The organism is Empedobacter sp. UBA7494 (assembly GCF_002478465.1).
GTDB lineage: Bacteria > Bacteroidota > Bacteroidia > Flavobacteriales > Weeksellaceae > Empedobacter > Empedobacter falsenii_B.
Genome location: NZ_DLOC01000103.1, coordinates 21,958 through 47,666, shown reverse-complemented (window position 1 = coordinate 47,666; position 25,709 = coordinate 21,958). Strand labels below are relative to the sequence as shown.

Below are 25,709 nucleotides of genomic sequence, written 5' to 3'. Positions count from 1 at the left end.
ATTGTTTTTAATTACTTAATAAAAGTAAGTAATTACATTAAGAATACAAAATTTTAAAACAATAAAAATAAAAAATCCATAATCACAAGGATTATGGATTAAATAAATACTAATATGATTTATATCTTATTAAGCAAACTCGTTGTAAGCTGCTTTTAAGTTTTCTGCAATAGCTACTGCAGAGTGCCCTTCGATGTGGTGACGCTCTAACATATGTACTAATTCACCATCTTTGAATAAAGCAACAGCTGGAGAACTTGGAGGAAATGGAGCAAAAAATTCACGTGCTTTTGCTACAGCATCTTTATCAAATCCTGCGAAAACTGTTGTTAAATGTGTAGGAACTTTATCATTATCTAATGACATTACTACTCCTGGTCTTGCAGCACCTGCAGCACAACCACAAACACTATTTACCATTACCAAAGTTGTTCCTTCTTGTTTGATTGCTGCTTCTACTTGTTCTGGAGTAGTTAAATCTTCAAAACCATTAGAAGTCAACTGAGCCTTCATCGGCATTACTATTTCTGCTGGATACATATTGTTCTTTTTTTGTTTTAAATAAAAATAAATTATTTTCAAAGTTACATAATTCTAAAACTTTTTAGAATACTTACTTTTGCAATTACAAATTTACGTAGAATTTAGCAATATGAAATTGACTTTTGGTAAGAATGAGAAACTTAAAAGCAGAAAAGCATTCGATGAATTGTTTTCTGATGGAAAAACATGTGTTTCTCATCCGATTAGATTTGTCTACAAAATCAAGCCGAAAGCGGATTACAATATAAGAGTAGGAGTAAGTGTTGGGAAGAAAAAATTCAAACACGCGGTTGATCGAAATTTATTGAAACGTCGTGCTAAAGAAGCTTACAGATTGAATAAATTATTGCTTGAGCCTAATGAAAAATATTCGGTTGATTTAGTAATGATTTATACTTCGACAAAACAACAACCTTTTGAAGTGATTGAACAATCTGTCAAAACTTTATTAGAAAAATTAAACGAAGCGATACAAACAAAAAAAGATTAATCCTCGGATTAATCTTTTTCATTTATTATAAGTTGTAAAACTGTTTATTTCTTAAGATTTGCCTGCAATCTGAAAAAACTAAAGTATACAGATACTAAAATTAATCCACAAACTGATGCTCCAATTCCTAAAACGCTACGAAAGTTTTCTTCAGCCATAAAACCAGCTTTATAATCCATCTCATATAGGTTGTAACCTAAACCTATCAACAAAACGATTGTCGCGATATAAATATATGTTTTCATTAGATAATGAATTTTTAAATTTTAATTTCATTCATAAACAATGCACCGATATTTGACGTAAATAATTTGATTGCGATTGACAATAAAATTACTCCAAATACTTTTTTCAGTACCGATAAAACGCCAGGTCCCATCCATTTTTCGAGTTTTCCTGCGAATTTCAGCACCAAATATACGATTAACATATTTAATATAATCGCTATCACAATGTTAATATCTGCAAACTGCGAACGAAGCGAAAGTACAGTTGTCAACGATCCCGCACCCGCAACTAACGGAAACGCAATAGGAACAATGGATGCAGAGTTTGATTCGACTCCTTTCTGGATCTCAATTCCTAAAATCATTTCAATAGCGATGATAAAAATCACAAATGCACCAGCCACAGCAAATGACTGAACATCAACACCAACTAATTTCAAAATTTTTGTTCCGAAAAACAAAAACGAAATCATCATAATTCCTGCTGCAATCGAGGCTTTTTCGGACTGAATATGTCCAACTTTGCTCCGAATTCCTACAATAATTGGAATACTTCCTAAAATATCGATAACTGCAAAAAGTACGGCGAAAGTTGTTCCGATTTGATTGAAAGAGAATTTCTGAAAAAATGATATTATATTTTCCATTCGTATTTAGTTATAATTAATTGGTTGATGCAAAAATAGAAGTTTTTATGAACAATTTTTCATAAAAAAGCAATAAATCAATTCTTAATCCAACCAATTCTTAAAATCTGCCACTTTTTCGCGACTCACAATCATATCTTGTTCATTGTAAGTATTCAAAATTATTTTTAATCTTGAATTAGAATACATTGTAATTTCTTTAATCGAATCGATTTGGATGATTTGACTACGATTAATTCTAAAAAACTTTTTCGGGTCGATTTGTTCTTCCACTTTATCCAACGAAAAATCTACCAAATAATTTCGGTTTTCTTTTGTATGAATATACGTTGCTTTGTTTTCGCTAAAAAAACATTCGATATTATCGATTTCTATAATTTTGATTGATGTTCCTATTTTAATCGAAAAACGTTCTTTAAATTTTTCTGTTTGATTATTCGAAAAAAGACTTTTCAATTCATTTAGATTGAAACTTGAAGATGCTTGCTGAAATTGTCTTTCAAATTTTTCAATAGCAAACTTCAATTCCTCTTCATCAACAGGTTTCAACAAATAATCAACCGAGTTTAGTTTAAACGCTTTCAATACATATTCGTCATAAGCAGTCGTAAAAATAATCGCAGACGAAACATCTACTTGATTAAAAATCTCAAATGATAACCCATCTGATAACTGAATATCCAGAAAAATTAAATCAGGATTTGGATTCGTTTTCAACCACGTCACACTTTCTTCTACAGAATGCAACATTTCATGTATTTGATAACCCAATTTTTCTACACGTCGCTTTAATAAACGCGCAGCAGGCTTTTCATCTTCTATAATTAGTATTTTCATCACTGATTATTGCCACTTTTTATTTTGCTCTTTTTCCAAGATTTCTTTGGCTTTATTTTCTTCCCAACCAGAACCATACGCAAAAACTTTTACAGCATTTAGCGCTACGCCCAATCCCCAACCTAAAACTGGCCAATAAAACCACCAATGCCCGTTACTTGTAACTAAATTGAGAATAAAAAAGAATAAACTCATTACAATATAAGTTCCTAAATGTGCATAAAACTTTTTCAATTCTTTTGCGCGTTCTATTGCACGTTGATAAGCTTGTTGTTCGTCAAAATTTTGTGTATTCATAGTTTTATTTTTTTGTGTTAATATGGGAAGTTCTACACGAAATATTTGTTCATTTTTTTCGATATCTACTTCTCGATTAGAAATTAATTGATAACGATTAATAATATTTTTCAGTCCAATTCCTGTCGAATCTTTTATGGTTTCTTTTGGTTGGAAAGAATTTTCAATGATCAAATAATTATCTTTTTTATAAATTTTAATTTTAAGAGGTTTTTGATCAGATACAATATTGTGTTTGATTGTATTTTCTAATAAAATCTGCAAAGAAAGTGGCACAATAAATTCGGTTTCAGAGAAAGTTATTTGTTCAATTTCGAAATCGATGCTATTTTCAAATCTTAATTTTAGAAGGTTGACATAGGTTTTTGCAAAATTTATTTCTTCTTGAATCGACACAACTTCTTTGTCTTTTTGTTCTAAAACATATCGATAAATCTTAGAAAGTGATGTTGTAAAATCTATTGCATTCTCTGGATTCTCTTCTATTAAACCAGTTAAAACATTCAAACTATTGAATAAAAAATGTGGGTCTAATTGATTTTTTAAGGTTTCGAATTGTGCAGTTGCTGTTTCTGCTTTTGTTGATTCGATAACAATTTTACGTTCTAATTTATTTTTCTTTCTATCAAGAAAATAAAAAAGTGCTAAAAAGAATGTTGTAATTAACGCAACCAAAAAATAGTTAATCGTTTGATCGTAAAAAATATATTTTTGAAGAAGTTGATTTCCAAATTTCACAAAAACATAGTACAAAATCATCGTATAAAAAATTGAACGTAGAAAATACTTTCTTATCATTCTTTGTGAATCAGCTGATTCTGGTAAATTTTGCCTAAAATCATAAAAAATACTCGTATTTACAAAAGATGCTGCAACACTGAACGAAAAATATCCGATAAAATATTTGATGGCTTCTGGATGAAAAAATTGATTGAATGAAACATTTGGCGATGTAAAAAATATCACGCTATAAATCAAAACATTGACTACAAATAGAATCAAAATATTGCGAACAATTAACTTTTTGTCAGAAACTATAATTCCATATACAAATTTGTAAATAATAAATCCTAAAATTAAGAAGCTAGTAAAATAACCTAATATTCTTCCTAAATCTTTAGATGATTCGACTATAAAATTGCGTTCATTTAAATTAAATTCTATAAGTAAAATAATTAATGTAAAAATTATTGAAAAAATAATTAACCCTATTTTTTGTACTTTTTCCATATTAAGCAATTAAATTAATCAACCAACAAACAATTTCGTTAATAAACTGAGCGACTAAAGCTATCATTATTGTACGTTTTTACATTCATTTTTCAACAATAGTTCAGCACGATCTTTTCCCCATTTGGGTTCGTTATTCTTTGGCTTTTCAGCATCAAATAAAGCTAAAGATTTTTTTACATTTTTACAATCTTGTGTAATATCTATTCCACTATATTTTGCAGCATTGATATTGAACTCAGACAAACCTAAAACAGAACGTGGATTAGTAGGGTCTAACATCAACGATTTTTGATAGATTTGTACTACTTCTGGATAATAAATTGCTCCATTTTGCATTGGATTCTGCACAATTTCTGCTGTTAAATACAACGCTTTTAAATTTAGAATTTCTACATTTAATGGATTATTTCTGACTAAATCATCGATTTGAGTTTTTACATTCAAAAGAATTTCTTCATTTTTAGCAATATCTTTTGATTCGAACGTTTTCAAAACTTCAGAAAAAGTCAAGTAATATTTAGGCAACCATTCATTTGGATAATCATTTATTAATTGCTTAAAATTAACTTCAGAAGAATGATTTCCTTTGTTCCATTCCGTTAAAGTTTTATTCATATCTGATTCAAAATTCTTTTGTGCAAAAGTTGATACAGTGAATAAAATTGCGCTTGTTAAGAAAATTGTTTTCATCATTTGTGTTTTTTAATTTGTTGAGTCAAAGTTCTTACAAACACTTTTCGTTTGAAATTATATGTTACCGAATTGTAAAATATGATGGATGAATTGTAAAATAAAAGGGACAACTCAAAACTGAGATTGTCCCTTTTACTATCTAAAAAACTTGAAATTTATTTTCGTAATAATTCTTCGGAAATATTTAGCGTTGCTTCGAAAACTTCTTCTAAATTTTGATGCAAACCACCAAGGGCATATTTAGCTTGTCGTGCGTTGTTCAGCAACAATTTCCATTGTTCTACAGCTAATTCGCTCACACCATTTTCGATCAATTTATTTGCAATCACCTCGTCAGAAAAATGAGCTAAATCTGTATTCGTTTTTAATAGCGCGGCATTACACAAAATATTTTCTTGTAATTGATAAAAATCTTTTTGGTCTTCAACGTTTATTTTTTGCTTCAATTCATCTAATTCAGCAGAAATTTGATTCGAATTTATCGTTGGTTTTTCAACCAAAGTAAACTTTTGGGTTTCTGTTTTTGGTTGAAAAGCTTCGTAATTATTTTGCTCGTTAAGCGGTTTTATTTTTGGTTCTATTGTTTGCTTTTGTGTCGAATTATTTTTCTTTCTCATCAAAAATAAACTTCCGGCACTCAATGCAATTAAGCCACCTGTTAACCACAACCAACCGCTTTTTCCTTCTTTTACATCATTCGTCATTTCTTCTATTTTTTCAGAAATTGTCGAATCTGGTGAATTAGATGCTATAGCAGTTGCAGAAGAAGTTTTAGAACCTGAAACAGACAAATTAATCGAATCTGATTTCAAGGTTACATATTTCTCTTTAACAGGATCGAAATAACTAAATTCTACAGGCGAAATCGTATATTCTCCTCCAATATTTGGTACAAGAACTGTTTGCTCAGCAACTTTTCCTTTCATTCCTGTATCATAGGTTTTATATGCATCACGTTTTTTCGGCGCAAATTTTTCTAAATTTTTTGGCGTCGTAATTTCAGGTAAATTAATCGTATTAAAGTTTCCTGTTCCAATAATTTCAACATCAAAATTTACACTTTCATTGGTTGTAACTTCTTTTTTATCAACCGAAGCGTTCATTTTAAATTGACCAACTGCACCGCTAAAATTCTTTGGCTTTCCTTCTTCTGGAAGTGCTTTTGCATTAATCACAACTGGATTACTACGCACTTCTACAGGCTCCGCTCCATACGTTGTTGGCAACACCACATCTACCGAAAACGGATCGATTTCTATCTTTCCTGGTTTTTGAGGAAAAACATAATAACGTGCAATTTCTTCGGAGAAATATTGTTTTCCTCCAACAATTTCTTGCTTGATATTTTCGGGAGAGCTTTTTACAATTTTTGGGCTTAATCCGTCTAAATTTCCTTGACGAAAGTTTTGTTTACGATTAAGATAAGATAAATCTTTTACGTATAATTTTACTGATAAACCAACTTGTTCGTTCACATAAGGATTCGTTTTCGAAACTTTACTTTGTAGAAAAACAGGCTGCGAAGTGTTGCTTCTAAAATTGTTGTGCGTCAATCCTGTTCCTTTCACTACAACATCGACAGGTTTCGATGTATAGGTTTTTCCATTAATCACAATCTTAGCAGCTCCAATGTGGTATTTACCTTCTTTTTCAGCAACAAAAGCAAGGATAATTCCTTCTTCTATCACTCCTTTTCCATTCACATAAGAAACATTTTGCGAGCGTTGTTCACCTACAATTTGTAATCCATTATGTGGAGGATATTTCATTGGTTGATCAATCGAATAACTATCTGTATTAGATTCGATAAAAAAGCCCACGCTAAATGCTTCTCCTAAACTGACCTGTGTTTTATCTGCATCAGATTTAAAAGAAATTTGTTGTGCTAACGCTGTGATAGACGTTAAGGCAAACACTAAAAAGCTATTTAAAACGCTTGTCGTTGTCATTACCAATCCTTAGATGTTGTTGTTCGTTGTTTTTCTGCTTTTTGTTGAATAATTTTTCGTTGGGTTTTGGCTTCCTGATTTTGCAATGCTTTTAGCAAACCGTCTCCCAAATTATTCTTTGCATTATCTTGTTCTTTTCCGTCTCCATTATTTCCTTGTTTGATTTCTGGAGATTGATTATTTCCTTGTCCTTTATTGTTTCCATTTTCACCACCAGCTTTCGGATTTCCTCCTTGATTTTGCTGTTTCTGCTGATCAGATTGTTGTTGTTGAGATTGATTCTGATTTTGCTTTTGGTTATTTTGGTTTTGTTGATTCTGTTTATTTTGCTGCTGTTGTTGTTTTTGCTGATTATTTTGATCTTGTTTGTTTTGATCTTTATTATCCTTATTATTCTGATCTTTTTGTTTCTCACGTTCTTTTTCTAACATTTTTTTGGCTAATGCATAATTATAACGTGTTGCATCATCTTTTGGATCATTTCGTAAGGCTTGTTTGTAATTATCAACAGCATTTTGATAATCTTTTTCCTGCATAAAAGCATTTCCCAAATTGTGATAAGCCAAATGTTTATCATTATTCGTTTTAGATACTTCAGCAGAACGTTTGTAATGCGCTATACTTTCTTTGTAGCGTTTTTGTTGAAATAAGGCATTTCCCAAATTGTAATTTGCTTTGACAGAAGTTGGATCTTCCATGGTAGCTTTCTTGTAGGAAACTTCTGCATTATCAAATTTTCCTTTTTGATAATACTCGTTACCTTCAATAATGTAGCTTTTCGCTTTCGATTGGCTGTAACCAAAAACGGATAAAAGCATTATTCCTAAAAATCCTATTTGTTTTAAAAAGTACATCATTTTACCATACAAACTTACTATTTCTTTTTGTTAAAAATCTTATATTCAGATGTTAATAATTCCACAAAAAGTAAACAAACCGCAACCGCTAAAAACCACTGATAAATGTGATTCATATCTCTTGTTGTAGAGTTAGCAATTTCGTTTTTATCTAATCGAGCTTTGTACATTGATAGTGCGGATAATGCATCTTGTGTATTATCCAAATGAATGTAAGTTCCGTTTGTATCTTGTGCCAATTCGCGAAGATTTTTATCTTCTAATTTTGTAATAACTGTAGAACCTGTTTCGTCCTTTTTATAGTCTTCGGCGTAGCCATTGTAGTACATCGGAATTGGAGCTCCTTTATCTGTTCCAACACCAACTGTTACAATATGAATTCCGTTATCTTTTGCTATTTTAGAAGCTTGATTAACTGTATTTTCGTTGTCTTCTCCATCCGAAATTAACACAATTAATCTACTTGTATTCGCCGATCCTTTGAATGTTTTTGCAGCTTCCTGAATCGCATTTAAGTAATTTGTTCCTTGACTCGAAATTAACTCAGTATTAACATTTTGCAAATAACTTTCGATTGCAGCATAATCATTTGTCAATGGAGAAATTGTGTAAGCATTCGCTGCAAACGCAACCAAAGAAGCTCGATCTCCGCCTAATTGATGTAATGTTTCTGTGATTAATTTTGTTGCTTTTTCTAATCGAGAAGGAGCGACATCTTGCGCATTCATCGAGCTTGATAAATCTAACAAGAAAACCATATCAATTCCTTCGCGCTTTACTTGCACATCTCGTTCACCATAAAGTGGATCCATCAATGCAATTACCATTAAAAATAAAGCCACACAAAATGCAATGATTTTGAAACCATAACGCTTTGAAGAAGTGATTGGAAAAACAAATGGAAACAGTTCTTTATCTGCAAATGTTTTCTTTACACGTTCGCGCCATTGAAATACTGTTATCGATAGAAAAATAACGACAAACAATAAAATCATCAACCAAATATTATGTAATTCTCCCCACTGCATTAGATTAATTCTTTAAAAACGGTTCTTCGTAAAATGGCTTCTAATACCAAAATGATGAATGCAGGCAATAAGAATCGTGCAAACAATTCGGTATAATTATAATATTTGACTTCGTTAATCTCTGTTTTTTCAAGTTTATCAATTTCGTTATAAATGTTTTTCAAACTTTCATTGTTTGTTGCACGGAAATATAAACCTCCAGTTTTATCTGCAACTTCTTCTAACAGTTTTTCGTCAATTTGTACAGGACGCATCTCAAAAACGTAATCACCTAACATATCGTAACCAACAGGCATAGGCGCCATTCCGTTTGTTCCAATACCAATTGTATATACTTTTATCCCTTTCTCTGCTGCAATATCAGCGGCTTGTCTCGGTGAAACATACATCAAATCTCCAGAAGGATTTACACTTTCAACACCATCTGTAATCAAAATAACTACTTTAGATTTTGCTTTACTATTTTTAAGATGATTAACAGCTGTTGCCAAACCAACTCCAATTGCTGTTCCATCAGCTAAACTACCAGAATGTAACATTTCGATTTCTTGTATCAAAACATCACGATCTGTTGTTAATGGAACACGTGTCAAAGCTTCTCCAGAATATTCGACCAAACCAACTCTGTCCGTTTTTCTTCCAAGTGAAAAGTCTTTTGCAACTTCTTTTAACGCTGTTAAACGATCTGGTTTCAAATCGCGCGCTAACATACTCAATGACGTATCTACAGTCAATAAAATATCAACTCCTTCGTCCGATTTTACTTTTGTCGTAACATCTACATAACGTGGACGAGCTAAAGCAACAATGCACAAAACCATTGCGATAATTCGCATCAAAAATAAAAGTGGTTTGTACGTCGCTAACGAACTTTTTGCACCTCCAAATGCTTTGAGCGAAGGTAATTTTAAGGATGCTTTTTTCTGGCTCGTTTTGCGAATTTCTCTGAAAATAAAGAAAGGCAAAGCAAGCAATAAGAGTAAGATCCAAGGATTTTGAAACTCAAAATTTAGCATTCCTAATTGTTATTAAACTGTTTATATTTTTCTCCCGTCACTTGGTCTTTTTTCAAATCTTCATTCTCTGGAATTTCTAATGGTTTTACACGATCTACAAATTCATCTACCCAATTTCGGTGCGAAGTATTTGTCGGTTCATCAAACTCTTGTTTGGCGAATTTTACCAAATCAGCATCGAACAAAAATTGTTTAAATTTTTGTACATCTTCTGGTAAAACATCTGGTTTTGTTGCAACATATTTTACCAAATCATCCGACAGAATTTCTAATGCCGAAAAGTTGTAAATACGTCCTAAATATCGTCTTACAATAAATGATAATTGTGTATAATATTCTTTTTGTTCACCACGTTTCAAATATTTCTTGGCATCCAAGGCTTTCAAACTTGCTTTCGCTTCGTCATAAGGCGTTTTGTACGAATCTTTGCCAGATAATTTCGATTTTGCGCGAACATATAATACAACCAAAACAATTCCAATGATAAATAAAATCAAGGCAATAATGCCGTACAACCAATATTTATTCCAATAATCTCCAATAGAATATTCTTCTTCCATTACAGGTTTTATCGGGAAAATTGCATTTTTCGTTGTATCAACTGCAATATCTTGAATATCAATTTCAAGTTGTTTTGTTGTTAAATCTTTTCCATTTTTCTGAATGATAAATGACGGAATATTAAATTTACCTGCATCATATCCAGTCAGTTCTAAATGTTGAACAATTTCAGATTTTCCATCCGTTTTTATAGTGTCAATTTTTTGACCTAAAACTTCGATATGATGATTAATTGAATCTGAAATCGTAGGAAAAACAACTTTATCTCCTTCTTTGTAATCAATTTTTACTTCATATTGGATTATCTCGCCAATTTTGATTGTCGTGCGATCCAATTTTGGTGTAATTTCTTGCGCAAACGAAAATTGAAAGATAAAAAAACTTACTAAAAGCAATAAATTCTTCATTAGGCTTTATGACTTTTAAAGTAGTTTAACAATGGGCGAACATAATCTTCGTCGGTACGAATACTGATTGCGCCTGAATGATTTTTCTTGAAAATAGATTGATAACGTTGATTTAAATCGCGATAATATTGCGCATATTGTTGGCGCAATTTCTTCGATGAAGTATCTATCAAGCGAATTTCGCCTGTTTCGTTATCTTGCACATGAACCAAACCGACATCTGGAAAAGATTGCTCTTTTTCGTCATAAACTCTAATTCCAGTCACATCATGTTTTTTTGCCACGATTCGCAATGCTTTTTCATAATCAGAAGAATCAATAAAATCTGAAAGAATAAAAACATTTGATTTTCGGCGAACCAAATTTATAAATGTTTCCAACGTCGCTGCCAAATCAGTTTTCTTGCTTTTTGGTTCGTAAGAAACAATTTCTCTTACCAAACGCAACACATGTTGTTTTCCTTTTTTGGGTGGAATAAATTTCTCCACTTGATCCGAATATAAAATCAAACCAACTTTATCATTATAGGTAATTGCCGAAAAAGCCAATGTAGCGCTCAATTCAGCAATCGTTTCCATTTTAATTTGTTTTCGTGTTCCAAAGTTTTCAGAATTCGAAACATCAACCAATAAAAACATGGTTAATTCTCGTTCTTCTTCAAAAACTTTTACATAAGGTTCGCTATACCGAGCCGTTTTATTCCAATCGATATTACGAACGTCATCACCATATTGATAAGGACGAATTTCACTAAAAATCATACCTCTTCTTTTGAATGAACTGTGATATTCACCCATAAAAAGGTTGCTCGCTTTACGCTTGCTTTTTAGCTCAATACGTTTTACACGTTTGATGATTTCTTTTGCATCCAAAGTTTAAATGATTTTGAATAATGGTTTAAGGAACTGGAACAACATTAAGAATATTGTCGATAATTTCTTCTGGTGTAACATTTTCTGCTTCTGCTTCGTAGCTAATTCCGATACGGTGACGCAACACATCTTTTGCCATTGCACGTACATCGTCTGGAATAACATAAGCGCGTTTGCGTAAAAATGCATACACTTTTGAAGCTTGTGCCAAATTGATCGATCCACGAGGCGAAGAACCAAACGAAATCATTGGAACCAATTTTTCTAATCCAACTTTTTCTGGAAAACGAGTCGCGAAAATAATATCCAAAATATATTTTTCAATTTTTTCGTCCATATAAACTTGTTTCACCATTTCGCGCGCATCCAACAATTCTTGAATAGAGATTACTTTCTCAATTTTTGGAAAAGATTGATTAATCGAATTTCTTAAAATCAAACGTTCTGCTTCAAATTCCGGATAAGTAATTACAGTTTTCAACATAAAACGGTCAACTTGCGCTTCTGGCAAAGGATAAGTTCCTTCTTGTTCCACTGGATTTTGAGTTGCCAAAACCAAGAAAGGTTTTTGTAACGGATACGTTTCATCACCAATTGTTACTTGACGCTCTTGCATTGCTTCTAACAAGGCAGATTGTACTTTTGCAGGCGAACGGTTAATCTCATCAGCTAAAACAAAATTGGCGAATATTGGTCCTTTTTTGATTCTAAAATCGTTTTCTTTTACATTGTAAATAAGTGTTCCCACAACATCGGCAGGTAACAAATCTGGTGTAAATTGTATACGAGAAAAAGATCCATCAACAGCATCAGATAATGTTTTAATCGCCAATGTTTTTGCTAATCCAGGAACACCTTCTAATAAAACGTGTCCATTTCCAAGTAATCCGATTAATAGACTTTCAATCATTTTTTCTTGTCCAATAATCGCTTTATTTATTTCCGATGTCAACCTTGCAATGCTTTCGCTTTTTGCTTCTATTTGTTGGTTTAGTTGTTGTATATCCAAAATTTCGTTGAAATTAATGTTTATATTATTGATTCAAATTTCCTCTAAAATTAACAAATACAATTGATTTAGAAATTAAAACTTTCATACAATATTGTTAAACTTTGTTAAGACAAAAGTAGTGTACCAAACGTTTTGATTATTATTTTCAGTAAAATTTTTCCAAGACTTACAAACTATTTATAAACAATAAACGTTTCCAAATAATATTTCTTTAAATGATTATACAATAACTATTTAAAGAATATTTATATTTTTACTGAAAAACAATACTGTATGAAGAATTATTTACTGATGATTTGCTTTATAACAAGCATTTTAACTTTTGCTCAAAAGATTCAGGTTGTATCTGGAAACACTGATTTTTTAAAAGATCAAAAAGAAATTAATGTTCAACTATTATTTGATGATGTTAAATTTTATGATGAAAATAAAACTGAAACTGAATATTTAGAGAAACGTGAAAAAGATGTTTTAAATAATCCGAAAAGAGGAGAAAATTATTGGAAACAATGGCTTGCAGATTGGAATGAAAATAGAAATGTTACTTTTTTGGATAAATTTATAAAAGGAACTACTAAATCTAAAAAATTAAATTTTGTAAAAAATCCAGCTGCAAAATATACTTTGATTATCAATTCTGAATGGATTTATCCTGGTTATCATGCTGGTATAGCTATTGAACCAGCAAAACTAAGCACAACTTTAAATTTTGTTGAAACTGCAAATCCTTCTAACATTTTACTTTCTATAAAATCGGATAAAGTAAAAGGAACTTCGGGTAAAAATGATTTTGTTATGGAATACGGTCGAATTGCTTCTGCTTACGAATCAACTGGAAAATTATTAGGAAAAGAATTGAAATAATTTTTCAAAAAAATACATCAAAATCCATTCGATAAAGAATGGATTTTTTTATTCAATAAATTTGACAACTTTGTTAAAAAATTTAATAAATCCTTGATTTCACCGATACTTAACACTCGTTTACCTCAATATTGTTGACGTCTTTTTTTTGTGTTGCAACTTTGTTTCAAGAAAAATGAAAAGAATATAATTCTAACATTTAGTTGTAAACAAAAACATAGATTATGAAAAAAGCATTTTTATTAGCAAGTATAATGATGGTTATGGCAGTTTCTGCTCAACAAAGACCACAACAAGGTGAACGATCTGGAAATAGAAAAGAGCAAAGAGAACGCCCAACTGTAGATCAACAATTAAAAAAATTTGATCAATATAATTTGAGTTCTACTCAAAAGAAAAAAGTAAAATCGTTGTTAGAAAGTAGAGATTCTGACATGAAAAAAGAATTTGCGAACAGAGACAAAAATTCTACTCAAAAAGGAGAAAGAGGTTCTCGACCAGAAAAAGGTACAAACGATTTTGATATTAAATTAGAGAAAATTTTAGACAAAAATCAGTTCAATCAATACAAACAAGATCGTGAAAAACGTATGAAATCTGATAAATTTAGTATGCACAAAAAACGTGATGCAAAAGGAAATAGACATTCGTCTAAATGTGCATAAAATCATAAAAAATAGGGTTAACCTATAAATTTTGATGGTTAACCTCTATTAATTTAAATTTTGAAAGAATATTTTAAAATTTGTATGAGTTTTAAAATTATTATTGAATAGCACAATGTGTTATTTTATTTCATAAGTAAGTTTTTTTAAAGTAGTTTTTAAAATTCATTTTCATTCAATTATCAAGTGAAAAGCGAGCCGATTTAGCTCGCTTTTCTTTTTTTATTCTTCTGGCATTGCTTGCCATTTTTTGTAAAGATTGATGATGAAATAAAAACTTATTAAATATAAAATTGGATTGATGTAAAGAAAAATTTCTGCAAATTCTTGTAACAGCAATAATTCTTTATTTGTTTGTCTAAACTCATAAATATTCATATGTTTATTTGCTTCATATAACATTTCTTCACGCAAATCTGTGTAAAAACTAAGCATCACAATTCCAATAAAAATATTGGTCGCAACAAACCAATTAAGATTAACACCTGTCAAAACTTTATATTTTTTGGAACGTAAGCCAATTAGTGTAGTCACTATAAATGCAATGTAAAAAACAAATAAAATAATATAAGGTGTGAATTGTGTATAACCAATACTTGCATCGATAGAAATTCCGAAAACGCTTCCTAAAATTGCCAAAATTCCTGCGCCAATCAATGAAATTAACCAAACTTTGAACGAACTAAATCTGAATGTAATAATAAGAACGGTAATAACTAAAGCGATTAGTAAATAGTACTGAATATGTTCTAACCAAGTGGAACTATATTTCGAAAACTCAATATTTTCATACACTTTGTTTAAACTATCTTGGTGGATATAATCATTCAGTTTTTTATCTACAGTTTGATAAGGATCAATATAATTCAATTTATGATCAATAAAATAATACGGATATTGAGGCAAATAATCAATCCACTTTTTATGTTTGAACTGATACCCAATTTCTTGCTTTTTTAATAAATCGGTATAATTATTCAATAAATTTTCAATTACTTTTCGATCATTTTTTTGCAACAAAGCAATCCATTGTCCATCATAAAATTGATGATTTAAAGTAGAATCTTTCGGATTGTTAAAAGCCAAAACACTATAATTATACAAACTTGCTAAGTTGTAATAAACATCTGGTTTTCCACCAGAATTTAATGTTACTGCAGCAGAATCGACAACAGCATAAGTTGAATCTACAGCTACTGTAGTAGGATAGTCCATTTCTTCTTGAAATGAATCTGTAGATGAATTATTCTTTTTAAGAGGTTGATACGTTTGATTAAAATTAATTTTAGAATAACTAAATCGATCCGGAAAATAATCTCTTAATAAGGTTTCAAATTCAGGATTTCTGAAATACGGATCCAAAAAAGCATCATATGAGTATGTTGGATTTTTTCTTAAATATTCTCTCTTATTTTTTTCATATAATTCTCTTGTTTCTTTTTCCGAAACCAACGAATCAAAAGCTGGAACAGGCAAATTTCTCGAATAATTATCGTACCCAAAATTTGGTTGCAACGTAAAACCTTGCGTTCTATTTATAATATCGATATCTTTCAAATATTGTTCTTCAGTTATATAATTTGAAACACGAAATTTAAGACCAGTTTTGAACGAATTTGGTACATAAAACATCAAAAATATAATGAAGAAAACGGCCAAAAATTCTTTGAATAAATAATTTCTTGAGGTTGGATAATTTGATTTGAAACGATTATTTTTTATATAGAAATACAACCAAATAACGCCGATAATGTCACCAATTAATAGGTAATAAATTGCAATTCCTGAGTTGAAAAACACTTCATAAAGTCCAGTTTCTTGCAGTTGAGATTTTTTAGTAAAAAACAAAAAACCATTGATAAATGCAATCAAGTTGAAAACTAAAACCGTCAACAAAATCCAAATAAATTTCAGATTCCAAATCAATGGATATTTGGTAATTAAAGTTTGATTTATTTTTTTGAACATAGTTGGTTGGTTTTAATTGACAAAAAAGCGACGACTTGATTTCGAAATATCTCGAATATATTTTACTTTCAATAATGATTTTCCGATTTCAGACAAAATCATATTCATTGAAATTTCATCATCAAAATATGCGATATATGATCCTCCATTGAATTTTATCTGTTTAATTTCGATGTTAGATAAAGCTGTTAATAACTCTTCTTTGGTATTTTCAACATCAATTTCAACAATCGTAAAATCACCTTCCAAATCATTTGTATCTCCTTGTATTTTAAGCTTTCCTTGCTCTAAAAAGAGAACTTCTGTCGATACTTTTTCAACTTCGTACAATTGTTGAGAACTCAAAATAACACCAAAAGGATTTCGGATTGATTGTGATAAAAATTTCAAATCTTCAAGAATAATTTGTTGTGCCAAAATATCTAAATTAGCCAAAGGCTCATCTAACAACAATACTTTTGGACGACGCAATAACGTTCGCGCGAGCTCGAATCGCATTTTATAACCAGACGACAATTGTCGCCATTGCAAATCCTTGTAAGGCCAAAGCCCCAAACGCGCCAACATAACATTCGCTAATAACCTATTTTCTTCGTTGTAAATATCATAACATGTCAAGGTAAATTGCAGATTTTCCATCAACGAACCATATAAAACTTCGATTCGTTGCGGCACATAAACTAATTTTGTTTTCAGCTCAAAACTAAACGGTTTTGCTTTAGAAAAATGATAAATTATTTCGCCAGAAGTTGGTTTCAATTCACCACAAATTAAACGCAATAAAGTCGTTTTTCCATTTCCATTCTCTCCAACTAATCCAACAACTTCTCGTGATTTCAAATCAAAAGTAATGGGATGGAGTTTAAAATTTCGACGATGATAAGCTTTTTCAACATTGTTGGTTGATATCAATGTTTCTTCTTTCTGAAAGGGAGGAGGAGAAGCTTGTTTTAACTTTTCCACCAATTGTAAAGCCTGCGTTATTTTATTTTCGTTCGTAGAATTTTCGGTGTAATAAAGATCCGAATAGGAGATAATCTCTTTGTAAAAAGATTTCTCACCCAAATCCAACACGCAATCAATTAATCGGCGATAGCCCAAATCAAGATCATTGTGCTGCAAATGATTTTCTACTTCGTTTAGTCGTTGGTTAAATTCATTCATAGATTGATTATTAAATCATTACGAATATAACAATCCTTTTCTATAAATAAAATGGCTAATTGTAGGGAGATTTCAGTTTCAACAATTTTTGATAAACTTTCTTAATTACTTTTTAATTCATTATTTATCAAGTTTTTATAATTAACAATTTTAACTTTATTAAATCAATTTAGTTCTAAAATCATCATTATTCACAAGTTTTAATAAAGTTTATTCATAACTTTTTAATTCATTTATATTGAATAGTTTACTATTAACAATTTGAGTAATTAATCAAGCTATAAACATTCTTTTTATAACTCAGTTGAAAAGTAGTTAATTTATTAAATAACAAGTGATTACTATTAACAATTTTAGAATCATTGAGATTCCTCCTAACGTTGGAATGGCAGAAAATTTGATGCTAAAAAAAAAATGTCATTCTGAACGAAACGACAGCAAAGTGAAGAACCTAATCATTAAGATGAGAAGTTGAAATAAATTCAGCTTAACAATTAAGACAAAAAAAGTCGAGCAAATGCTCGACTTAATTTTTTACTATTTTAAGTATTTTTTTCCTTTTCTTATTTTAAAATCGCAGCAACTCCTGGTAATTCTTTACCTTCCAACGATTCTAACATTGCGCCACCTCCTGTAGAAACGTAGCTTACTTTGTCGTCGTAACCAAATTGTTTTACGAAAGCAACAGAATCTCCACCACCAACAAGCGAGAAAGCGCCGTTTGCCGTAGCTTCAGCAATTGCATCACCTAAAGCAATAGTTCCTTTTGCAAAATTTGACATTTCAAAAACACCTAAAGGACCATTCCAAAGAATTGTTTTCGAATTGTTAATTACATCTGCAAAAACTTTTGACGATTCTTCACCAACATCCATTCCCATCCATCCATCAGGAATTTGATCCGAAGGAACTGTTTGTGTATTTGCATCATTACTGAAATTATCAGCAATTACATTGTCAACCGGTAAATAAACTTTTACATTATGTTTTTCACATTCAGCCAAAATTTCTTTCGCTAAATCTAATTTATCATCTTCTACCAACGAATTTCCAATTTTTCCTCCATTTGCTTTCACAAATGTATACGTCATTCCACCACCAATAATCAAGTTATCAATAACTGGTAAAATATTGTTGATAATCGTAATTTTAGAAGACACTTTAGCTCCTCCAAGTACCGCTGTTACAGGTTTTTCACCATCATCTAACACTTTGTTAATAGCTGTTAATTCTTGTTCCATTAACAAACCAAAACATTTATTTCCCGGGAAAAATTCAGCAATAATTGCAGTCGAAGCATGTGCGCGGTGTGCTGTTCCGAAAGCGTCATTCACATAAATATCTCCAAATTGAGCCAATTCTTTTGCAAAGTCTTTATCTCCAGCTTCTTCCTCATTGTGGAAACGAACATTCTCTAATAATAAAACTTGGCCTGGTTTTAGATTACTTACTTTTTGTTTCGCATCATCGCCAATAACATCATTCGCAACGATCACATCAACGCCAAGAATTTCTGAAACTTTTGATGCAATATGTTTTAATGAATATTTATCATTGAATTCGCCTTTAGGACGTCCCAAATGACTCATTAATACAACAGCGCCACCATCTTTCAATATTTTGTCGATCGTTGGTTTTGCAGCTCTAATACGTGTATCATCTGTCACATTTAAGTTTTCGTCTTGCGGAACATTGAAGTCAACACGAATCAATGCTTTCTTGTTTTCGAAATTGTAGTCGTTGATTGTTTTCATATTTTGATTTGAAATTTTGAACTACACAAAAGTAATCAAACTTTCATTTTGAGACTTAAAATCATTCAATACAATTTTCAACTATTAACAATTCATAATAATATATATAGTTTAATTAATTTTTAAATTTTAAAAAAAGAAAAATATGTTACTATTATTAGCACTGTTAATATGTGGATAACTAAAGTGAGATAAATTTTATTTAATAGCAATTAACAAGCTATTATTTGTAATTTTGTTTTGTAATGAAAGAGTTAGATATTCTATCAACAATTTATCATTTTGGTTGATAAACAACTTTTGTTAAAAAGAAGTTTTGTGAAAACTATTCATAACGGTGTGTAAATCTTTTATGCCAAAATGAAAACTTTTACTTGACTTGTATTGATTTATTTCTAATTGATTTTTTGAATCAGATTTCCAAATTTTTCTCTCGAAAAGTTATTAGTTTTATTCAATCATCTTTTAACAAGTTGTTACTTTTACTTAACATTTGATTTACAATTATTTAAACAAAAACAACAAAAACACCTGTTAATTAAATGAAAATTGCAATCGGAGCGGACCATGCTGGGTTCGATTATAAGGAGAAATTAGTACCCTTTTTAACAAGTCAAGGATTTGAGGTTGAGGACTTTGGTACGTTCTCAACAGCGAGTGTTGATTACCCTGATTTTGCACACCCAACGGCACAAGCTGTAGAAGATGGAAAAGCAGATTTCGGAATTTTGATTTGTGGTAGTGCGCAAGGCGTTACAATGACTGCAAATAAACACCAAGGAATTCGTGCTGCATTATGTTGGATGACGGATATTGCCAAGTTAGCTCGTCAACACAATAACGCAAATGTGTTAACATTACCTGCACGCTTTATTGCGTATGACTATGCAGAAGAAATTGTGAATACATTTTTAGCAACAGAATTTGAAGGTGGTCGTCACCAAGGACGCGTAGATAAAATTGCTTGTTCATACAACGGATAATTTTATACATCTATTATAAGATATAAAATCGGTCAATTCGTTAGAGTTGACCGATTTTTATTTTAAAAATTAAATTTAAAACTATTATAAAGTTTAAATAGTTAAGTATAAATAATATTTTATATTTAAAATTAAATATTTTTAAACCAATTTAAGTCAATAGTATATTTATTGATTTTAGCTGTTCTACTTTTACATCAGTTAAAAAAACAAATCATTTAAAGATTAAAAAGATGAGCAGAGCATTATTACGTAGAGAACAAGCAATCTCTTTTGTAAAAGAAGAATTTTCGAAAGGATTACAAAAAGAATTAAACATTATTCCAGTTTCTGGACCATTGGTAGTTTTGGACGGAACAGGTATTAATGATGATTTGAATAGTATCGAAAGACCTGTAAAATTCCCTATAAAATCTTTGAATGATAAAAATGCGGTAGTTGTACATTCTTTGGCAAAATGGAAACGTATTCGTTTGAAAGAATTAGAAATTGAGCCAGGCGAAGGAATTATAACAGATATGCGCGCTTTGCGTCCAGACGAAGATTATTCGCCAATTCACTCTATTTATGTGGATCAATGGGATTGGGAAAAAGTAATTGTTCCACAAGATCGTCAATTGGATTATCTTTTTTCGACAGTAAAATCGATTTATAAAGTTATTAAAAAAACGGAGCAAAATGTAGAGGCGAAATATCCACAATTGAAAGCTGTTTTACCAGAACAAATTACATTTATTTCGTCTGAAGATTTACTACAAAAGTATCCAACATTTACGCCGAAACAACGTGAAAATGCAATTTGTAAAGAATTTGGAGCTGTTTTTATTTACGGAATTGGAGGAGAATTGAGTAATGGAGAATTACACGATGCACGTGCCGCTGATTATGACGATTGGAGTACAGAAAACAGTGCTGGTTTTAGAGGTCTTAATGGTGATATTTTAGTTTGGAACCCTGTTTTAGAATCTGCTTTCGAGTTATCCTCGATGGGAATTCGTGTAGATAAAGAAGCTTTGACCAAACAATTAGAAATTAGAGATTTTTCGGATCGTAAAAATTTATTATTTCACTCGATGTTGTTAGATGATCAGTTAACAGAATCAATTGGAGGTGGAATTGGACAATCTCGTATGTGTATGTTTATGTTGAAATCTCGACATATTGGCGAAGTACAAGCGAGTATTTGGGACGGAAAAGTAAAAGAAAAATTAAAAGAAGAAAGCATCGAATTATTATAAATGAAAAAGCAGTTTCAAAATTTTTGAAACTGCTATTTTTGTATTTTATATCGAAATTAACAATGTTTATAACTGTTGATAAAGGTTGTTAATTTATTTTAATTCAGTAACTTAATAAGTGTAATAATTGTTGATTAAGAAATTCTTTCATTTTTCTTCACAATAAAACTATCATAGAATTTTTTGAAACCATGATGATTAATCAAATAGAAATATTTAGGAAATAATCGATTCAATTCGTATTGAATTTGTTTTGGAAATTTAGACTTTCTTAAACTGCGATTAATCTGAATTTGCGTTTCTACTGGAGCTGGTTTAACAAGCGATGGAAGAAGGTTGTAAATTCTTAAATCAAATTCCCAAGCATGCTGCAAATCACAATCAATTGGACGTTGAATCATAGGTAGTGGCGTTTTAATTTTATTCAAAAATTTTTCTGCGGCCTTTCTTGTCCAAATGGCTGCAATTGTTGTGATTGGAATACTCGTTCCACAAGCACCAATAATGTATTTATTATTCACATCAGCAATTTTTATATGTTTTCTTTTTCCGTTAAATAGCTTCAAAACATCCCATTTATGCTTGTTAGAAAGTTCTTCATAATTAGAAAGAGCATGTTCTACAGCAGATTTAAAATCATCAACCAAAATTGCATCATCTTCTATAATCAAAGCAAAATCATTTTCAGAAGCCAAAAAAGTTTCTAGCGTTTTCACATGACTCAAATAACAACCAATTTCTCCAGGAACTAAATCGCGGTCATATTTATTTTTTATTTTATAGGTTGACGAATCCAAAGTTTTGGCATCTACAGCAGAAATTCTTTCGTAAGTAATCTCACATTTTTCGAATTCTTTTTGCATCAATTCAAGCCGATCCGTAGCTCTATCAAGGTTAATCAAGTAAGTTTGATATAATGGTTTAGTTTTCATTCAATTAATTATCAATGCAAAAATAGCTTTTTTGGCTCAATTTTCGCAATAAATCAAAACGTTACAAGTAATCTTATCCTTTCCGTAACATAGAATTGGCTGTAAAATGTTATTTTAGAAAAAGGATATATTACCTTTGCAGTGGTTATGTTGTTTATTAACATCTTATCAATAGTTATTAAAAATAATTTAATAATCAAATAATTAAGATGTTTATTTATTAACTATTTTAAAATAAATCTCTAAAAAAAAAGAAGAGATTTGACAGAAAACAAATTATGCCAAGAAGAAATTTTAAAAATACAAAGGCGAAAAAAGACAAAAACATAACAAAGTTTACGAAGTCTATCATCGAAGTTTTATTTCAAAATCCGAATAAACCTTTAAATTATAAACAAATTGCAGCAGCTTTAAACCTAACAAATCGAATTGATACAGAATTATTGATTAAGAATTTGAATGTTTTATTAGCTGACAAAAAGATTTCTGAAGTAGAAAGAGGAAAATACAAAATCAATGCAACCAATGATTATATGGTTGGGATTGCGGATTTGACTTCTTCGGGAAGCGCTTATATTATGATTGATGGTCTTGAACAAGATGTCTTTGTACAAAAAGGAAAAACGCGAAATGCCTTAATGGGCGATACGGTTCGCGTATATGTTTATCCAAAAAAACATGCCAATCAATCGAGAGCAGAAGGAGAAATTGTAGAAATTATCGAGCGTAATAAAACTGAATTTACAGGTATTTTCGAGTTAGGAAAGAACGGAAATTTTGGTTTTGTAACGATGCAAAATGGTAACCACGATTTCTTTATTCCGAAAGAGAAAATTAAAAATGCTCAACCAGGAGAAAAAGTTGTGGTTCGATTAACAAATTGGCCAGAAGGATCTAATTCACCATTTGGTGAAATCACGCAAGTTTTGGGTAGTCCAGACGATACGGATGTAGAAATTCATGCAATTTTGTTAGAATACGATTTGCCAGCACAATTTCCAGAGGAAGTTGAAGAAGAAGCAAATCAGTTGGATACTTCGATAGATGAAGCTGAAGCTGCTCGTCGTAGAGATATGCGAAATGTAACGACATTTACAATCGACCCGAAAGATGCAAAAGATTTTGATGATGCTTTATCAATACGAAAATTAGAGAATGGAAACTGGGAAATTGGTGTTCACATTGCCGATGTTACACATTATGTTCGTCCAGGTTCGTTGATCGAGCAAGAAGCATACAAGCGTGCAACTTCTGTTTATTTGGTGGATAGAGTAGTGCCAATGTTGCCAGAAGTGTTGTCGAATGTTGCGTGTTCTTTGCGTCCAAACGAAGATAAATATACGTTTTCGGGAGTTTTCGAAATGGATGATAATGCGAAGATTGTAAAAACATGGTTTGGTCGTACTGTTACACATTCGGATAGACGTTTTACATATGAAGAAGCACAAGAAATTATCGAAGGAAAAGATGGCGATTTTAAAGATGAAATCTTGACTTTAGATCGTTTAGCCAAAACAATGCGCCAAAAACGTATGAAATATGGAGCGGTTAATTTTGATAAAGTTGAAGTAAAATTCGATTTAGATCAAGCGCATAATCCACAAGGAATTTTCTTCAAAATTTCGAAAGATTCGAATAAATTGATTGAAGAATTCATGTTATTATGTAACAAAAAAGTTTCAGAATTCATTAGTTTAGATAAACATGGAAAAGAGAATGCGAACACTTATATTTATCGAGTTCACGATGATCCAAATCCAGATAAACTATTAGACTTAAAAAATTTTATTCGTCAATTTGGGTATGAATTAGAGATTGGAGATCGTAAAACAACTATCAATTCTATGAATAAGTTGTTAGCAGAAGTGAAAGGAAAACCAGAAGAAAATATGGTTGAAACTTTGGCAATGCGAACAATGGCGAAAGCAAAATATACAACAGAGAATATAGGACATTACGGTTTAGCGTTCGATTATTACACGCATTTTACATCGCCAATTCGTCGTTATCCAGATATGATGGCGCACCGATTGTTGCAAGATTATTTAGATGATAAAAAATCTCCTGCAGCAGCTGTTTACGAAGATAAAGCAAAACATTGTTCTTCTCGCGAAAAAATTGCTGCAGAAGCAGAAAGAGAGTCAATAAAATATATGCAAGTAAAATACATGGAGCAATTTGTTGGCGAAACTTTTGATGCTTTTATTACAGGTGTACAAGATTATGGAATCTTTGTTGAAATCCCAGAAACGCGTTGCGAAGGTTTGATTCGTTCTCGTGCTATGAAAGGTGATCATTTTGTTTTTGACGAAAAAAATCATGCTTTAATAGGTAAACGCACACGTGTTAAATATCAGTTAGGAAGTCCGGTTAGAATCAAAGTTTTAAATGCTGATTTAATCAAGAAGCAATTAGATTTTGAATTAGTTGATGCTTAAGTTTCATATTTTAGACTTATCTTGCAGACCTTAATTATGTTATGGAAATAATATTTTCGGCCATACTAATAGGTTTTTTGTTAAGTACAATTCTTATTGGACCTGTATTTTTCTTACTTATTGAAACCAGTTTGCGTAGAAGTTGGAAAACCGCTGTAGTCCTAGATTTAGGAGTTATTGCAGCTGATATTTTGTGTATTGCAGCAGCCTATTACGGAAGTAAAGATTTTACAGATTATGTGACCAATCATCCAAAGTTTTACCGCATTTATATCATTGCAGGTTTCTTTGTATTGATTTACGGAATTTTCATGTATTTCTCTAAACCAAAGCTACATATAGAAGGCGAAGCGGGATTTGTAAGCAACAATTATTTGAGAACGTTTATCAATGGATTTATTATGAATTTGTTGAATATCGGTGTCATTGTTTTTTGGTTTGTAATTGTCTCTTCAATTATGATTCAATATCCAAATCCAAGCGATTTTATGCTGTATATGGGCGTTGTTTTGACGACCTATTTTGTAATAGATTTGGGTAAAATATTTTTGGCAGGAAAACTTCAAAAACGTTTTACCGATCAAAAAGTATTTATGGTGCGAAAAGGAGTTGGTATTTGTCTTTTAGTCTTTGGATTAATCATTATCTTAAAAGGTTTCGGATTCTTTAAAGAAATTGATCAAAAGATAGAGAATCAGCTCATTAATCAAGAACAAACAAGTTAGAAATATAAACTCCCATCAAATTTTTTGATGGGAGTTTTTACTTAACATAAAAGGTGTTATAAATTTTTATTATTTTTCTTTGGAAACGACAAATTTGGCACCTCCCCATCTATTATCAAAAAAAGCACCTCCTTCCATATCTACTTTATAACTAATTACTTTGTTATAGCCTAATTTAAATGTAGCCTTGGCTTTTTCAGTATTTAAACCTCCATTTCCTCCTCCAAAAATAGCTGAAAGATCAAAAGACTCTAAATTAAATTCTTTTTTTACAGTAAAGTCATAAGTTATTTTCTCAGCAGCTCCATT

The 25,709-nt window shown here is 30.8% G+C and carries 24 protein-coding genes; 7 read left to right on the top strand and 17 right to left on the bottom strand.

The window, feature by feature from the left end:
• Window positions 1-129: 129 nt before the first annotated feature.
• Complete coding sequence (locus B4E95_RS12475; RefSeq protein ID WP_291091793.1) at window positions 130-540, bottom strand: BrxA/BrxB family bacilliredoxin; 411 nt, start codon at window positions 538-540, stop codon at window positions 130-132.
• A 112-nt stretch (window positions 541-652) separates the two neighbouring features.
• Between B4E95_RS12475 and rnpA the strand changes: the two genes are divergently transcribed.
• Entirely contained in the window at window positions 653-1,033 is a 381-nt protein-coding gene (gene rnpA / locus B4E95_RS12470) for a ribonuclease P protein component (protein WP_291091791.1), read from the top strand.
• Between the two features lie 44 nt (window positions 1,034-1,077).
• Here the strand turns inward: rnpA and B4E95_RS12465 are convergent, their stop codons facing one another.
• The 12 genes from B4E95_RS12465 to B4E95_RS12410 all read right to left on the bottom strand — a co-directional run bounded on the left by B4E95_RS12465 (window position 1,078) and on the right by B4E95_RS12410 (window position 12,684).
• A complete protein-coding gene (locus tag B4E95_RS12465) occupies window positions 1,078-1,278 on the bottom strand; it encodes a hypothetical protein (RefSeq protein WP_125350576.1) in 201 nt (66 codons plus the stop codon).
• A gap of 14 nt (window positions 1,279-1,292) precedes the next feature.
• Window positions 1,293-1,907, bottom strand: a complete 615-nt coding sequence (locus B4E95_RS12460) for a MarC family protein (protein ID WP_125350575.1) — start codon at window positions 1,905-1,907, stop codon at window positions 1,293-1,295.
• Between the two features lie 84 nt (window positions 1,908-1,991).
• Complete coding sequence (locus B4E95_RS12455; RefSeq protein ID WP_291064310.1) at window positions 1,992-2,744, bottom strand: LytR/AlgR family response regulator transcription factor; 753 nt, start codon at window positions 2,742-2,744, stop codon at window positions 1,992-1,994.
• A 6-nt stretch (window positions 2,745-2,750) separates the two neighbouring features.
• A complete protein-coding gene (locus B4E95_RS12450) occupies window positions 2,751-4,271 on the bottom strand; it encodes a histidine kinase (protein ID WP_291066102.1) in 1,521 nt (506 codons plus the stop codon).
• A gap of 66 nt (window positions 4,272-4,337) precedes the next feature.
• On the bottom strand, window positions 4,338-4,964 hold the full coding sequence (locus B4E95_RS12445; protein ID WP_221855683.1) for a hypothetical protein: 627 nt from the start codon (window positions 4,962-4,964) through the stop codon (window positions 4,338-4,340).
• A 158-nt stretch (window positions 4,965-5,122) separates the two neighbouring features.
• Window positions 5,123-6,916, bottom strand: coding sequence for a BatD family protein (locus B4E95_RS12440; RefSeq protein WP_291050881.1), 1,794 nt, complete (start codon window positions 6,914-6,916; stop codon window positions 5,123-5,125).
• Complete coding sequence (locus B4E95_RS12435; RefSeq protein ID WP_291050883.1) at window positions 6,916-7,773, bottom strand: tetratricopeptide repeat protein; 858 nt, start codon at window positions 7,771-7,773, stop codon at window positions 6,916-6,918. The genes B4E95_RS12440 and B4E95_RS12435 overlap by 1 nt, the downstream gene beginning before the upstream one ends.
• A 17-nt stretch (window positions 7,774-7,790) precedes the next feature.
• Window positions 7,791-8,801, bottom strand: a complete 1,011-nt coding sequence (locus B4E95_RS12430; RefSeq protein WP_291050885.1) for a vWA domain-containing protein — start codon at window positions 8,799-8,801, stop codon at window positions 7,791-7,793.
• A complete protein-coding gene (locus B4E95_RS12425; RefSeq protein ID WP_291047415.1) occupies window positions 8,801-9,817 on the bottom strand; it encodes a vWA domain-containing protein in 1,017 nt (338 codons plus the stop codon). The genes B4E95_RS12430 and B4E95_RS12425 overlap by 1 nt, the downstream gene beginning before the upstream one ends.
• 2 nt (window positions 9,818-9,819) lie before the next feature.
• Complete coding sequence (locus tag B4E95_RS12420) at window positions 9,820-10,785, bottom strand: BatD family protein (protein WP_291050888.1); 966 nt, start codon at window positions 10,783-10,785, stop codon at window positions 9,820-9,822.
• Complete coding sequence (locus tag B4E95_RS12415; protein ID WP_291091789.1) at window positions 10,785-11,657, bottom strand: DUF58 domain-containing protein; 873 nt, start codon at window positions 11,655-11,657, stop codon at window positions 10,785-10,787. Before B4E95_RS12415 ends, B4E95_RS12420 begins: the two co-directional genes overlap by 1 nt.
• Before the next feature lie 25 nt (window positions 11,658-11,682).
• A complete protein-coding gene (locus B4E95_RS12410; protein ID WP_038336178.1) occupies window positions 11,683-12,684 on the bottom strand; it encodes an AAA family ATPase in 1,002 nt (333 codons plus the stop codon).
• Between the two features lie 258 nt (window positions 12,685-12,942).
• Here B4E95_RS12410 and B4E95_RS12405 point away from each other — a divergent pair, with 258 nt between their 5' ends.
• Window positions 12,943-13,533, top strand: coding sequence for a hypothetical protein (locus B4E95_RS12405; protein WP_221855673.1), 591 nt, complete (start codon window positions 12,943-12,945; stop codon window positions 13,531-13,533).
• Window positions 13,534-13,757: 224 nt separating this feature from the next.
• On the top strand, window positions 13,758-14,198 hold the full coding sequence (locus B4E95_RS12400) for a hypothetical protein (protein WP_291091787.1): 441 nt from the start codon (window positions 13,758-13,760) through the stop codon (window positions 14,196-14,198).
• Window positions 14,199-14,420: 222 nt separating this feature from the next.
• Here B4E95_RS12400 and B4E95_RS12395 read toward each other — a convergent pair whose 3' ends face one another.
• The 3 genes from B4E95_RS12395 to B4E95_RS12385 all read right to left on the bottom strand — a co-directional run bounded on the left by B4E95_RS12395 (window position 14,421) and on the right by B4E95_RS12385 (window position 19,084).
• Entirely contained in the window at window positions 14,421-16,166 is a 1,746-nt protein-coding gene (locus B4E95_RS12395; protein WP_291091785.1) for a hypothetical protein, read from the bottom strand.
• A 12-nt stretch (window positions 16,167-16,178) separates the two neighbouring features.
• A complete protein-coding gene (locus B4E95_RS12390; protein ID WP_219034082.1) occupies window positions 16,179-17,330 on the bottom strand; it encodes an ATP-binding cassette domain-containing protein in 1,152 nt (383 codons plus the stop codon).
• A 563-nt stretch (window positions 17,331-17,893) separates the two neighbouring features.
• Window positions 17,894-19,084 (bottom strand): phosphoglycerate kinase, encoded by a 1,191-nt coding sequence (locus tag B4E95_RS12385; protein WP_291064129.1) that lies wholly within the window; start codon window positions 19,082-19,084, stop codon window positions 17,894-17,896.
• 542 nt (window positions 19,085-19,626) lie between these two features.
• Between B4E95_RS12385 and rpiB the strand changes: the two genes are divergently transcribed.
• Together rpiB and asnA are read left to right on the top strand one after the other, a co-directional pair.
• The gene (rpiB, locus tag B4E95_RS12380; RefSeq protein ID WP_286495664.1) at window positions 19,627-20,067 is read left to right on the top strand and encodes a ribose 5-phosphate isomerase B; all 441 of its coding nucleotides are present in this window, start codon (window positions 19,627-19,629) and stop codon (window positions 20,065-20,067) included.
• Window positions 20,068-20,300: 233 nt separating this feature from the next.
• Complete coding sequence (gene asnA / locus B4E95_RS12375; protein WP_286495665.1) at window positions 20,301-21,305, top strand: aspartate--ammonia ligase; 1,005 nt, start codon at window positions 20,301-20,303, stop codon at window positions 21,303-21,305.
• Between the two features lie 134 nt (window positions 21,306-21,439).
• Here the strand turns inward: asnA and B4E95_RS12370 are convergent, their stop codons facing one another.
• Window positions 21,440-22,237: a glycosyltransferase family 25 protein gene (locus B4E95_RS12370; RefSeq protein ID WP_286495666.1), complete on the bottom strand. Its 798-nt coding sequence runs from the start codon at window positions 22,235-22,237 to the stop codon at window positions 21,440-21,442.
• 278 nt (window positions 22,238-22,515) lie between these two features.
• Here B4E95_RS12370 and rnr point away from each other — a divergent pair, with 278 nt between their 5' ends.
• Window positions 22,516-24,675, top strand: a complete 2,160-nt coding sequence (rnr, locus tag B4E95_RS12365) for a ribonuclease R (protein ID WP_286495668.1) — start codon at window positions 22,516-22,518, stop codon at window positions 24,673-24,675.
• 41 nt (window positions 24,676-24,716) lie between these two features.
• Window positions 24,717-25,400: a LysE family translocator gene (locus B4E95_RS12360; RefSeq protein ID WP_125349109.1), complete on the top strand. Its 684-nt coding sequence runs from the start codon at window positions 24,717-24,719 to the stop codon at window positions 25,398-25,400.
• Window positions 25,401-25,709: the final 309 nt, after the last annotated feature.